The 11,934-nt window shown below is 58.7% G+C and carries 13 protein-coding genes; 5 read left to right on the forward strand and 8 right to left on the reverse strand.

The genetic code is table 11. From position 1 onward, the window contains the following. Window positions 1-130 precede the first annotated feature (130 nt). On the forward strand, window positions 131-802 hold the full coding sequence (fetA, locus tag ACZ6J2_RS13480) for an iron efflux ABC transporter ATP-binding subunit FetA (protein ID WP_471725939.1): 672 nt from the start codon (window positions 131-133) through the stop codon (window positions 800-802). Next, window positions 795-1,577, forward strand: a complete 783-nt coding sequence (gene fetB / locus ACZ6J2_RS13485; protein WP_023310623.1) for an iron efflux ABC transporter permease subunit FetB — start codon at window positions 795-797, stop codon at window positions 1,575-1,577. The genes fetA and fetB overlap by 8 nt, the downstream gene beginning before the upstream one ends. Window positions 1,578-1,626: 49 nt before the next feature. Here fetB and ACZ6J2_RS13490 read toward each other — a convergent pair whose 3' ends face one another. The 3 genes from ACZ6J2_RS13490 to tesA are packed head-to-tail and all read right to left on the reverse strand — an operon-like array spanning window position 1,627 to window position 3,962. Next, a complete protein-coding gene (locus ACZ6J2_RS13490; RefSeq protein WP_023310624.1) occupies window positions 1,627-2,481 on the reverse strand; it encodes a co-chaperone YbbN in 855 nt (284 codons plus the stop codon). Window positions 2,482-2,539: 58 nt separating this feature from the next. Then, window positions 2,540-3,310, reverse strand: a complete 771-nt coding sequence (locus tag ACZ6J2_RS13495) for an SDR family oxidoreductase (RefSeq protein WP_048991462.1) — start codon at window positions 3,308-3,310, stop codon at window positions 2,540-2,542. Window positions 3,311-3,338: 28 nt separating this feature from the next. Further along, window positions 3,339-3,962 (reverse strand): multifunctional acyl-CoA thioesterase I/protease I/lysophospholipase L1, encoded by a 624-nt coding sequence (tesA, locus tag ACZ6J2_RS13500; protein ID WP_032661743.1) that lies wholly within the window; start codon window positions 3,960-3,962, stop codon window positions 3,339-3,341. Here tesA and ybbA point away from each other — a divergent pair. From ybbA to ACZ6J2_RS13515, 3 genes are all read left to right on the forward strand, one after another. Continuing rightward, complete coding sequence (gene ybbA, locus ACZ6J2_RS13505) at window positions 3,933-4,619, forward strand: putative ABC transporter ATP-binding protein YbbA (RefSeq protein ID WP_126796966.1); 687 nt, start codon at window positions 3,933-3,935, stop codon at window positions 4,617-4,619. The genes tesA and ybbA overlap by 30 nt on opposite strands. Continuing rightward, window positions 4,616-7,030 carry a putative ABC transporter permease subunit YbbP gene (gene ybbP / locus ACZ6J2_RS13510; protein ID WP_471725941.1) on the forward strand — a complete coding sequence of 805 codons (2,415 nt, stop codon included), beginning with the start codon at window positions 4,616-4,618 and terminating at the stop codon, window positions 7,028-7,030. The genes ybbA and ybbP overlap by 4 nt, the downstream gene beginning before the upstream one ends. Window positions 7,031-7,213: 183 nt before the next feature. Continuing rightward, on the forward strand, window positions 7,214-8,359 hold the full coding sequence (locus tag ACZ6J2_RS13515; protein ID WP_023334757.1) for a porin: 1,146 nt from the start codon (window positions 7,214-7,216) through the stop codon (window positions 8,357-8,359). Window positions 8,360-8,482: 123 nt separating this feature from the next. Here the strand turns inward: ACZ6J2_RS13515 and mnmH are convergent, their stop codons facing one another. From mnmH to ACZ6J2_RS13540, 5 genes are all read right to left on the reverse strand, one after another. Continuing rightward, window positions 8,483-9,553, reverse strand: a complete 1,071-nt coding sequence (gene mnmH, locus ACZ6J2_RS13520; protein ID WP_471725942.1) for a tRNA 2-selenouridine(34) synthase MnmH — start codon at window positions 9,551-9,553, stop codon at window positions 8,483-8,485. Between the two features lie 84 nt (window positions 9,554-9,637). Next, window positions 9,638-10,705: a 5-(carboxyamino)imidazole ribonucleotide synthase gene (gene purK / locus ACZ6J2_RS13525; protein WP_058841201.1), complete on the reverse strand. Its 1,068-nt coding sequence runs from the start codon at window positions 10,703-10,705 to the stop codon at window positions 9,638-9,640. Continuing rightward, window positions 10,702-11,211: a 5-(carboxyamino)imidazole ribonucleotide mutase gene (purE, locus tag ACZ6J2_RS13530; RefSeq protein WP_023310631.1), complete on the reverse strand. Its 510-nt coding sequence runs from the start codon at window positions 11,209-11,211 to the stop codon at window positions 10,702-10,704. Before purE ends, purK begins: the two co-directional genes overlap by 4 nt. A gap of 161 nt (window positions 11,212-11,372) precedes the next feature. Then, a complete protein-coding gene (locus tag ACZ6J2_RS13535) occupies window positions 11,373-11,558 on the reverse strand; it encodes a hypothetical protein (RefSeq protein ID WP_029741050.1) in 186 nt (61 codons plus the stop codon). A gap of 68 nt (window positions 11,559-11,626) precedes the next feature. Beyond that, window positions 11,627-11,836, reverse strand: a complete 210-nt coding sequence (locus ACZ6J2_RS13540) for a YdgH/BhsA/McbA-like domain containing protein (protein WP_023310633.1) — start codon at window positions 11,834-11,836, stop codon at window positions 11,627-11,629. Window positions 11,837-11,934: the final 98 nt, after the last annotated feature.

Below are 11,934 nucleotides of genomic sequence, written 5' to 3' on the forward strand. Positions count from 1 at the left end.
TGTAGTGATGGTGGAGACAAATGACAAACAAAAAGTTTAACACTTGCTTTAGCGTGAGGCTATTCGCTCTGTGCGCACGAAAGGATTATGCTACAGGCGGTTATTACACGAAGCGGTTAACGGAAGCGTAATGAACGATAAAAAAGAACTATTACATCTCAGGGATATTGGATTTCGTGTTGGAGAAAATATTATTCTTCAGCACGTCGGGTTTAGCCTGTCGCCGGGCGAGTTTAAATTAATCACGGGCCCCTCAGGCTGTGGTAAAAGCACGCTGCTGAAAATTGTGGCCTCACTCCTCAGCCCAACGGAGGGCACCCTTCTTTTCGAAGGACAGGATATCGCATCGCTTTCCCCGGAAAGCTATCGCCAGCAGGTCTCCTACTGCGTGCAAACGCCCGCGCTGTTTGGCGATACGGTTTATGACAACCTGATTTTCCCGTGGCAAATCCGCAATAAAACGCCGGAGCCGGAAAAGTTTATCAGCGATCTGGCCCGCTTTGGCCTGGCGCAGGAGACGTTAACCAAATCCATCACCGCGCTGTCGGGCGGAGAAAAGCAGCGCGTCTCGCTGATCCGCAACCTGCAGTTTTTACCGAAGGTGCTTTTACTGGACGAAATTACCAGCGCGCTCGATGACCTCAACAAACGCAACGTTAACGAGATTATTCATCGCTACGCCCGGGAGCAGAATATTGCCGTGCTGTGGGTGACGCACGACGCTAACGAAATAACCCATGCTGATGACGTGATTACGCTTCAGCCGCACGGCGGGAAAATGCAGGAGGCTAACCGTGGGTGAGCATAACATTACCAATGAATCCCTGGCGTTTTCGATGGTGCTGGTGCTGATTGCGATTGTGGTCAGCTACCGGGAAAAGCTGGGACTGGAAAAAGATATCGTGTGGAGTATCTGCCGCGCGGTGGTTCAGCTCATCATCGTCGGCTATGTGCTGAAGTATATTTTCAACGTCAACCACGCGGTGCTGACGCTGCTGATGGTGCTCTTTATCTGTTTTAACGCGGCGTGGAATGCGAAGAAACGCAGTAAATACATTGATAAGGCGTTTATCTCGTCGTTTATCGCCATTACCACCGGGACGGCGCTCACGCTGGCGGTACTGGTGCTCTCCGGCTCGATTGCCTTTACGCCGATGCAGGTTATCCCTATCTCCGGGATGATTGCGGGGAACGCTATGGTGGCCGTTGGGCTCTGTTATAACAATCTCGGCCAGCGCTTCAGCAGTGAACAGCAGCAGCTGCAGGAGAAGTTAAGCCTGGGGGCGACGCCTAAGGTAGCCTCGGCGCGGCTGATTCGTGAGAGCATTCGCTCATCGCTGATCCCAACTGTAGATTCAGCCAAAACGGTGGGGCTGGTGAGCCTGCCGGGCATGATGTCGGGGCTGATTTTTGCCGGTATCGATCCGGTAAAAGCGATTAAGTATCAGATCATGGTGACGTTTATGCTGCTTTCCACGGCAAGCCTGTCAACCATCATTGCCTGCTACCTGACCTATCGGAAGTTCTACAACGCGCGTCACCAGCTGGTGGTGACGCAATTAAAGAAAACGGGTTAAGCCTGTGTTTGTAGGCCCGGTAAGCGTTAGCGCCACCGGGCTTTTTTTGTTAGTAGAGCAACGCGTACAGCTGACGACGATACTTCGACGCCAGCGCGTCTCCGGTGCCCAGCGCGGCCAGAATTTCCTGGAACATCTTACGCGCCTGACCGTCTGCGGCTGCCAGGTCTTTTTGCAGGTGGCTGAACAGCAGCTCCAGCGCCTCTTCGTTACGCCCTACCTGGTGCAGCTGCAGCGCCAGCTGGCTTGCCAGCGCGGCATCGGCCGGGTTGTCGGCAACCTGCTGCTGCAGCTGCTGAATTTCCGGGGTGTCCGCGGCCTGTTTCAGCAGCTCAATTTGTGCGACCAGACCTTGATAGCGGGTGTCCTGATCCTGGAGCGGAACCGTCTTGAGAACGGCTTCCGCGTCTTCTGAACGGTGCAGGGCGATCTGCGTTTCCGCAAGCAGCAGGCCGATCTGGCTGTTCTGATTCGACAGCTGCCACGCCTCTTTGAGCAGCGGCAGCGCCTCGTCGTATTTACCTTCCTGCATCAGCGCCATGCCTTCCTGCGCTTTCAGCTCTTCTTCGCGCGGCAGCACTTTATCCAGCAGGGCGCGAATCGCCTCTTCCGGCTGCGGCCCCTGGAAACCGTCAACGGGCTGACCGTTCTGGAACAGATAGACGGTAGGAATGGCGCGCAGACCAAACTGAGACGCCACCATCGGCTCGGCGTCACAGTCCAGTTTGGCGAGAATGAACTGACCGTTGTACTGGGCGGCAAGGCTTTCCAGTACCGGCGTCAGCTGCAGGCAGTGTTGGCTGCGTTCAGACCAGAAGTAGAACAGGACCGGTTTGGTCATCGACTGTTCAAGGGTCTGTTGCAGGTTAGCTTCTGTAATATTGACGATATTCTGTACGGACATGCGGCTTTCTCTTTTGTCGGTTTGTTCTTTACATGGGGATGAGCGTCGTCGCTTCAACTCAACCGTGCAAAATTTTGTCCATCACCCGGCCCGGCAGCAGGCGCTTTAACCAGCCTACGGCGTGGGTGACCAGCGTTACCGGATAGCGCATTTTGGGATGTTCGCTCTCAAAAGCATGGCGCACTTTGGCCACCACCGCCTCTGGCCCGAGGGTAAAACGTGCGGCAATGCCGGGGTTCTCGACCGGTTTATCCGCCTGCGTCTGGTTCACGTTTTCGGTAAAGCGGGTGCGGATCGGGCCGGGCTCAATCAGGCTGACCTTAATGCCGCTGTGGCGCAGCTCCATGCGCAGGGCGTCGGACCAGGCCTCCAGCGCATATTTGCTGGCGGCGTAGGCGCCGCGGCCCGGGGTGGAAATCAGCCCCATCACTGACGATGTCATCACGATGCGTCCTTCACCGTGCGGCAGCATCGCGGGGAGCAGACGCATGGTGAGCTGATGCACGCCGAAGAAGTTGGTCGAAAACTGTTTCTCCAGCGTTTCGCGGGAGAGCGTATCCAGCGGACCATACACGCCGTAGCCGGCATTGTTAAAGAGCCCGTACAGACGATTGTCGGTCAGCGCGATCACTTCATCGGCGGCGCGTTCAACGCTCTCCGGCGAGTCCATATCCAGCAGCACGCCGGTAAAGCCAAGCCCGTTCATGCGTTCGACATCGTCGGGTTTGCGACAGGCCGCCAGGACCCGAAACCCCTGGCGCTTCAGTTCGAGCGCGCTTTCCAGGCCGATTCCACTGGAACATCCTGTAATTAAGACCGATTTTTGCATAACTTTACCTGTCAGGATCTCCGCTTAATCAGGAGTCATGTTTAACTAAAGGAGCCAGCCGCGTTGCCATCCAGTCGGCAATAAACGGCTGAGCATCGCGATTGGGGTGGATCCCGTCGTCTTGCATCCACTGGGGTTTGAGATACACCTCTTCCATGAAAAATGGCAGCAGCGGAATATCAAACTCTTTGGCAAGCTTAGGGTAGATCGCGCTAAAGGCTTCATTATACCGACGACCGTAGTTGGCGGGCAGGCGAATTTGCATCAGCAGCGGCTGGGCGTTTGCCGCCTTAATGTCCTGCAAAATGGTGCGCAGCGTTTGCTCGGTTTGCTGAGGCTGGAAACCGCGCAATCCATCGTTACCGCCAAGCTCCACCAGCACCCAGCGCGGCTGATGCTGTTTGAGCAGCGCAGGCAGGCGCGACAGGCCCTGCTGCGAGGTATCGCCGCTGATGCTGGCGTTGATTACCGACGTCTTGCTCTGCCATTTGTCGTTGAGCAGAGCGGGCCAGGCCGCGCTGGCCGCCATGCGATAGCCTGCGCTGAGGCTGTCGCCGAGAACCAGTAACGTGTCCGCTGCCGCCGCGCGGAAGGTCATCAGAATCAAAAACAGGAAGGGCAAATGCCAGCGGAAAACAGTGTTGAAGTTCATCATCTTAAGAAGTCCGTCGGTCAGGGGGAACACGAGCTTTCCATCCTTACTGGAGTTGAACTCGTTGTCAAACGCGCTGAAACCATCGCGCTGATTGGCGAATCCGGCTCCGGCAAGTCCACGCTGCTGGCGATTCTGGCCGGTCTGGACGACGGCAGCAGCGGCGAGGTCCATCTTGTCGGGCAACCGCTGCATCAGCTTGATGAAGAGGCGCGGGCCGCGCTGCGCGCGCGTCACGTTGGTTTTGTCTTTCAGTCCTTTATGCTGATCCCCACTCTGAACGCGCTGGAAAACGTCGAACTCCCGGCGCTGTTGCGCGGTGAAAACAGCCGTGAAAGCCGGGCGCACGCGAAGGCGCTGCTGGATCAGCTCGGTCTGGGCAAGCGTCTCGACCACCTTCCCGCACAGCTTTCCGGCGGCGAGCAGCAGCGCGTAGCGCTGGCGCGGGCGTTTAACGGTCGTCCCGAAGTCCTGTTTGCCGATGAGCCCACCGGTAACCTTGACCGTAAAACCGGCGACAAAATTGCCGACCTGCTGTTTTCGCTCAACCGCGAGCATGGCACCACGCTGATCCTTGTAACCCACGATCCGCAGCTCGCCGCCCGCTGCGATCGCCGCCTGCGGCTGGTGAACGGTATTCTTCAGGAGGAGGCATGATTACCCGCTGGTTCTGGCGCGAGTGGCGCTCGCCCTCGCTGCTGATTGTCTGGCTGGCGCTAAGCCTGGCGGTGGCCTGCGTGCTGGCGCTCGGCAGCGTCAGCGACCGCATGGAAAAAGGGCTTAGCCAGCAGAGCCGGGAGTTTATGGCGGGTGACCGGGCGCTGCAAAGCTCCCGCCCTGTGCCGTCGGGCTGGATTGCAGAGGCGCGTAAAGAAGGGCTGAAGGTGGGGGAGCAGATAAGCTTCCAGACCATGACCTTTGCGGGCGACACGCCGCAGCTCGCCAGCGTTAAAGCCGTCGATGATATCTACCCGATGTACGGCGAACTGCAGACCAACCCGCCAGGGCTGAAGCCAAAGCCCGGCACGGTGCTGCTGGCATCACGTCTGATGGCGCTTCTGAACCTGAAACCCGGCGATGGCATCGACGTCGGCGACGCCACCCTCAACATTGCCGGGGAAGTGGTGCAGGAGCCCGATTCCGGCTTTAACCCCTTCCAGCTCGCGCCGCGCCTGCTGATGAACACCGCGGATGTTGCGGCAACCCATGCTGTTCAGCCGGGAAGCCGCGTCACCTGGCGCTATAAGTTTGGCGGCACGCCTGCCCAGCTTGCCGCGTACGAAAAATGGCTTCTGCCGCAGCTCAAACCAGAGCACCGCTGGTACGGGCTGGAGCAGGACGAAGGAGCGCTCGGTAAATCTCTTGAGCGTTCTCAGCAGTTCCTGCTGCTTTCGGCACTGTTGACCCTGCTGCTGGCGGTGGCGGCGGTTGCCGTGGCGATGGGGCATTACTGCCGCAGCCGCTACGACCTGGTGGCAATCCTCAAAACCCTGGGGGCGGGCAGGGCGCAGCTGCGCAAGCTGATTGTCGGCCAGTGGCTGATGCTTCTGGTTCTGTCGGCGCTGACCGGCGGCATAATAGGGCTGCTGTTTGAAAAACTGCTGATGGTGATGCTGAAGCCGGTGCTCCCGGCCGCTTTGCCGCCGGCCAGCCTCTGGCCGTGGCTGTGGGCAATCGGCGCGATGACGGTGATTTCGCTGCTGGTGGGGCTACGCCCCTACCGCCTGCTGCTCGCCACGCAGCCGCTGCGCGTGCTTCGCAACGATGTGGTGGCGAACGTCTGGCCGCTGAAGTTCTACCTTCCGGTGATTATTGCCGTAGCGGTGGGGCTGATGGCGTGGCTGATGGGGGGCAGCACGCTGCTGTGGGCGGTACTGGCCGGGGCGGTTGTGCTGGCGCTGCTGTGCGGCGTGCTGGGCTGGTTACTGCTCAACGTCCTGAAGAGGCTGACGGTAAAATCGCTGCCCGTGCGCCTGGCGGTCAACCGCCTGCTGCATCAGCCGTGGTCAACGCTCAGCCAGCTGTCGGCGTTTTCGCTGTCGTTTATGCTGCTGGCGCTGCTGTTAGTGTTGCGCGGCGATCTGCTGGATCGCTGGCAGCAGCAGCTTCCCCCGGAAAGTCCGAACTATTTCCTGATCAACATTGCCCCTGAGCAGGTCACGCCGCTGAAGGGCTTCCTGGCGGAGCATCACATTATCCCTGAGTCGTTCTATCCCATCGTGCGCGCGCGTCTGACGCAGATCAACGGCCAGCCAGCGGAGGGGAATAAGGACGAGTCGCTGAACCGCGAGCTGAACCTGACCTGGCAGGAGAAACGCCCTGACCATAACCCGATAACCGCCGGCACCTGGCCGCCGAAAGCGGGGGAAGTCTCGATGGAAGAGGGGCTGGCGACGCGGCTGAACGTGAAGCTCGGGGACAGCGTCACCTTTACCGGCGATACCCAGGATTTTACTGCGAAAGTCACCAGCCTGCGTAAAGTGGACTGGGAAAGCCTGAGGCCAAACTTCTTCTTTATCTTCCCGCCGGGCGCGCTGGACGGGCAGCCGCAGAGCTGGCTGACAAGCTTCCGCTGGGAAAACGGCAACGGCATGCTGACCCAGCTCAACCGGGAGTTTCCGACGGTCAGCCTGCTGGATATTGGCGCGATCCTGAAGCAGGTAGGGCAGGTGCTGGAGCAGGTGAGCCGCGCGCTGGAGGTCATGGTGGTGCTGGTGACGATCTGCGGCGTGCTGTTGCTGCTGGCCCAGGTGCAGGTGGGGATGCGCCAGCGCCATCAGGAGCTGGTGGTCTACCGCACGCTGGGGGCCGGAAAGCGACTGCTGCGGATGACGCTATGGAGCGAGTTTGCGCTGCTGGGGCTGGTGGCGGGTCTGGTAGCGGCCATTGGCGCAGAGACGGCGCTGGCGGTGCTGCAGACAAAGGTTTTCGACTTCCCGTGGGAGCCTGACTGGCGTCTCTGGTTGGTCCTGCCTCTCAGCGGCGCGGTGCTGCTTTCTCTCTGCGGAGGCTGGCTTGGCACGCGGCTGTTAAAGGGGAAAGCCCTGTTCCGTCAGTTTGCGAGTTGATTTAGAACCGTGATAGTTGCGCGCCGGGTTTTAATGCCGGTGCGCAGCGTTTAAATAGCACAAAGTGATAATACCCACTCATTTAGTAGCACAAAACATTAAAAACCCGACCACACGGCCCGATTATTTCCAGTTAATATTCACCCGCTAAATATTTAGCAGCGTGTCTATTAAGGAAAAATAATGACTATAAAAAAATCAGCGCTGGCGGCAACGATCGGCGCGGCAGTGGCATTGACTACCTTCGCTTCTCAGGCGGAAATCACCGTTCTTAAGCAGGATCCTCAGGCGGGTAATCCGCTGAGCCGCCTGAACTTCACCGTTGGCGGCAGTATCCGTCCTCAGTTCCAGAACATGACCGGCGACGACGGTAAAAACAGCTACAAGCGTAACGGCTTTGACGGCGGCACCCGTTTCCGTTTCGCGGCTGATTACTACCTGTTTGATGACATCAGCTGGATCAGCTACTACGAGCTGGGTGTCAATATTCCTGCGCAGTTTAACTGGGATCACCACTACGCCGACGGCGCACACGACACCACGCGTCGTATGCTCTACACCGGTTTGAAGAGCGATACCTGGGGTACGCTGACCTTCGGTCAACAGAACAGCGTTTACTATGATGTGGTGGGCGCGAAAACCGATATCTGGGACTACGACATGATCGGTCAGGCGCCAGGTAACGGGATCAACGGCGATTACGACGGTTCTTACCGTTCACGCCAGATGCTGAAATATAAGAAAACCGTGGGTGATGCCGACATTTATGCATCCTACCTGTTTGAAGACAGCGAATACCTGCCGGGCAACGGCCTGCGCTACAAGCGTAAAGGCGGCGGCTCGCTGGGTCTGGATTACCACCTGACCACCGACCTGACCTGGGGCGCCGCGTGGAACTACACCCGTGCGGACATGCGTAACCCGGATAACGGCGACAGCAAAACCTACGACCAGAACATCCTCGGTACCGCGCTGAGCTGGACGCCGGACAACTGGACCTTCTCCGCTGGCGGCGGCTGGTACCAGAACTTCCTGACCACCAAAAAAGTGTCTGTTAACGACTACTTCGCCGGTGATGCATGGGGTATTGAATACTTTGCGGGCTACAAGTTCCCAATCGGTCAGTACGCGGTTAAATCCATCCAGCCATACTTCATGGGCGACCGCATTCAGTACGTGAACGGCCGTAACTACCAGCGCATCGACAACGGCGTGGGTATCAGCTTCCAGCTGGATTACGGCTTCCGCGTGGATTACGAACACGTGTTCACCTCCAGCACCGACAACCTGGGCGACATGAACCTGGTGCGTCTGCGCTACGACTTCTAAGTCGTCTTGTAGGGTGCGGCCTGATGCCCTCACCCTGACCCTCTCCCACGGGGAGAGGGAACAAACATTAAAAACGGCAACCCTGGTTGCCGTTTTGCTTTTACCTCGCCACCCGGCTTTGTTTTAGCGATTAAGCCAGTCAGCGACCTCGCCATACGTCCCGCGATACACAATCTTCTCCGCCTTTTTCTCCAGCTGATAGCCGTACATCGGGTCGTAATAGTCCTTCAGCAGCGGCGCAAGCCAGCTGAAGTGCGCCTCTGTGCTGCCGGAGCGTTGCTGTTCCAGCAGCGCGGAATCTAACAGCGCGGTGAATTCTGCATACCGCTGCAGCCCCAGACGGCGGCGGATGGCGAACAGGCCGTGGTGCAGATACTCGCTGTACTCCTTCCAGCCCGCGTCTTCACCGTAGGCAGCAGAAAAATCCGCCCACATGTGGTCGAAATACTCTTCGCGCAGGCGCTCAAGGCGGACGTCAAAGGGGTCTTCGACGACAACGATAGGGGCTTCAGCCATGCGGTCGCGCAGGCACTCCGGCAGGTGGTTGGAGCCAATCATCCGGCCCTCGTCTTCCAGCACCCAGCGCGCGGCGTCTTTTTTCAGTAGCTCAGCCGCAAGGTGGTTTTCAAAGCTGGCCTGGGAAAGCTGCGGCGTGAGCGTGCGACCAAACGACGAACCGCGATGGTGCGCCAGCCCTTCCAGATCGATACCCTGCGCATGCTGCTTCACCAGCAGGGTTTTACCGTTTCCGGTGCAGCCGCCAATCAGCACCATCGGCTTTTGTGACTGCTCGATGGTAACCTGAATCGCCGTCTGACGCAGGGCCTTATAGCCGCCGCGGATCAGCGGGTAGTCGACGCCCGCCTCTTTCAGCCAGGCCTGAGAGATATGCGAACGCTGGCCGCCGCGCGCGCAGCAGAGATAGCCCTCAGGATGGGCAAGGCTGGCTTCCCGCCAGGCGTTGATGCGTGCCTCACGCGTCTCGCCGTTCACCAGCTGATGGCCGAGCGCCAGTGCGGCCTCGGGGCCCTGGCGTTTATAGCAGGTACCGACGGAGGCGCGCTCGTCGTCGTTCATTAAGGGCAGGTTGATCGCCGCAGGCATCGCGCCCTGGGCAAATTCGATCGGCGCGCGAACGTCGATTAAAGGGGTATCAGACGCGAGGATCGCGCGATAGTCCGTTCCATCGTTCATGGTTATTCCAGAAGAAAACTCAGCAGCAATGGGCGGGGATTGTACGCCGGGGAAGGGGAAGATCAACTCCCCGGCGCAGATGTCTTACTTGAGCTTTGACTGTGCCCAGACAATACCGCTCGCATATTCCGGCGGCAGGAGCGGGATCATCGCTTCCAGGGTAGCGCTCAGGCGGCCCGTGTCGCTGTCGTTCAGGTTCAGGTGACCGACCTTACGACCCGCGCGGACCTCTTTGTCATACCAGTGCAGATGCACGAGCGGCAGCTTCAGCCAGTCGTAGTTCAGATCGGTGCCGATCAGGTTGATCATCACCGACGGGCTGTTCACCACCGGCTGCGGCAGCGGCAGGTCGGCGATCGCGCGCAGGTGCAGCTCGAACTGGCTGATGGACGCGCCGTTTTGCGTCCAGTGCCCACTGTTGTGCACGCGCGGCGCAAGTTCGTTGATCAGCAGACCGGACGGGGTGATAAAGCACTCCATCGCCATGACGCCCACATACCCGAGTTCGTGCATGATGGCAGAGAGCATATCTTCCGCCTGCGCCTGCTGGTCAGCATTGGCGTGCGGGAAGGCGACGCTGGTGCGCAGAATGCCGTCCTGATGCAGGTTATGCGTCAGCGGATAAAAGACGGTATGCCCGTCGTGCCCGCGCGCGCCAACCAGCGACACTTCACCGCTGAAGTTAATGCCCTGCTCAACGATGCACTCGCCGTAGCAGTCGTCCGGTAGTTCTGCCGTTTCATCTGCACGCAGGCGCCACTGGCCGCGGCCGTCGTAACCGCCCACGCGGCGCTTCACGATTGCCAGCTCGCCCAGCATCGCGAAAACGTCATTCCACTCGCTTTTATCGGACAGGAGCTGCCACGGCGCGGTCGGCAGACCGAGCTTGTCGAACAGCTGCTTCTGCGTCAGACGGTCGGCGATGATCGGGAACACGTCGCGGTTAACGAAGGCGTTATGACGCGCCAGCTCGCGGGTCAGAGCCGTTTCCGGCCAGCGTTCGATCTCGGCGGTGATCACGCTCTGGTGGAACGGTACGGCTTCCGGTTCGGCGTCCAGCCCGACGGGCCAGACGGCAATACCCAGCGGCTCACCGGCCTGACGCAGCATACGGCCCAGCTGGCCGTTACCGAGGACGCAAACCTGCTTCATGCCGCACCCCGCGGGTCCGGATTGTCCAGCACCTCGTCGGTCTGGGCTTTACGCCACTCCGCCAGACGCTGGTGTAATGCTTTATCGTGCGTCGCAAGAATTTGCGCCGCCAGCAGGGCGGCATTGGCAGCACCCGCTTTACCAATCGCCAGCGTGCCGACAGGAATACCGCGCGGCATCTGGACGATGGAGTAGAGGCTATCCACACCGCTTAACGCGGCGCTTTGGACCGGAACGCCCAGTACCGGCACCAGGGTTTTGGCGGCAATCATGCCTGGCAGATGTGCTGCGCCGCCCGCACCGGCAACGATCACCTCATAGCCGTTCTCTTCGGCGCTTTCGGCGAAGCTGAACAGTTTGTCCGGTGTACGGTGCGCGGAGACCACTTCAACGTGGTGCGGAACATTCAGGATTTCAAAGATTTCGGCGGCGAACTGCATGGTAGCCCAGTCGCTTTTGGACCCCATCACGATGGCGACACGCGCCGGATTATTGCGGGAAGACATGCGTCTTAAAACTCCTGTGGTGCGAAACACACTGCTTTCGAGGGCACAGAGAATAGCATGTTATACGGGCAAGGAAAACGGTTGCGCGGTTAAAAGACGAGCAGTTATGGCGAGAAAGCGATAACAAAAAAGACCGCACGATGGCGGTCTTTTATGTGATGTTACTGAAGATCCCCTGCGGACAGGTTCTCGTTGTCGAACGCGCGGCTGACATCGATATGATTCACCATGCTGGTGTCGGCATTCGAGCCCGATTTTGGCACGGAGAAGCGATTCTCCGCGGCCTGTGCGCCAGTGGACACCACGACTGCCAGCAGCAGGGTACTTACGATGCTGATGTTTTTCATTCTCTGTTCCTTCCTCATCGTATTGTCGCTGTCGCACGTCTTAGCTGGCGGCACGGCAATCAGGGTTTTTATTTAGTCAGTTCCGCGGTCATGTACACGCGGTTGTTGACCTTCGCGCTCGTGATTTTATAAGAGGCATTCTGCTCGGCGGCCTGCGCGGCAATTTTCGCTTCTGCGCGGTCAAGGGTAGAGGCGGTTGCGCTCACGCTTTGAGCGAAAGAACCGAAAGAAACCAGGGAGAGAGCGGCAACTGCAACGAAAGTTTTGATAGATTTCATGGTCGTATTCCTTAAGTATTTTATCTGGGATAGGGCGTGTCGCCCTGATGTGATAAATAATAGGCCGACCACGGGCTGATTAAAATCGAAACAATTTG

The organism is Enterobacter sp. E14S (assembly GCF_055666685.1).

Coding starts and splice junctions, on each gene's coding strand:
- purK (WP_058841201.1), bottom strand. CDS start 10,705: ATGAAGCAGGTTTGCGTCCTCGGTAACGGCCAGCTGGGCCGTATGCTG.
- ACZ6J2_RS13535 (WP_029741050.1), bottom strand. CDS start 11,558: ATGAAAAACATCAGCATCGTAAGTACCCTGCTGCTGGCAGTCGTGGTG.
- ACZ6J2_RS13515 (WP_023334757.1), top strand. CDS start 7,214: ATGACTATAAAAAAATCAGCGCTGGCGGCAACGATCGGCGCGGCAGTG.
- fetA (WP_471725939.1), top strand. CDS start 131: ATGAACGATAAAAAAGAACTATTACATCTCAGGGATATTGGATTTCGT.
- ACZ6J2_RS13540 (WP_023310633.1), bottom strand. CDS start 11,836: ATGAAATCTATCAAAACTTTCGTTGCAGTTGCCGCTCTCTCCCTGGTT.
- ACZ6J2_RS13495 (WP_048991462.1), bottom strand. CDS start 3,310: ATGCAAAAATCGGTCTTAATTACAGGATGTTCCAGTGGAATCGGCCTG.
- ybbA (WP_126796966.1), top strand. CDS start 3,933: ATGCCAGCGGAAAACAGTGTTGAAGTTCATCATCTTAAGAAGTCCGTC.
- mnmH (WP_471725942.1), bottom strand. CDS start 9,553: ATGAACGATGGAACGGACTATCGCGCGATCCTCGCGTCTGATACCCCT.
- tesA (WP_032661743.1), bottom strand. CDS start 3,962: ATGAACTTCAACACTGTTTTCCGCTGGCATTTGCCCTTCCTGTTTTTG.
- ybbP (WP_471725941.1), top strand. CDS start 4,616: ATGATTACCCGCTGGTTCTGGCGCGAGTGGCGCTCGCCCTCGCTGCTG.
- ACZ6J2_RS13490 (WP_023310624.1), bottom strand. CDS start 2,481: ATGTCCGTACAGAATATCGTCAATATTACAGAAGCTAACCTGCAACAG.
- purE (WP_023310631.1), bottom strand. CDS start 11,211: ATGTCTTCCCGCAATAATCCGGCGCGTGTCGCCATCGTGATGGGGTCC.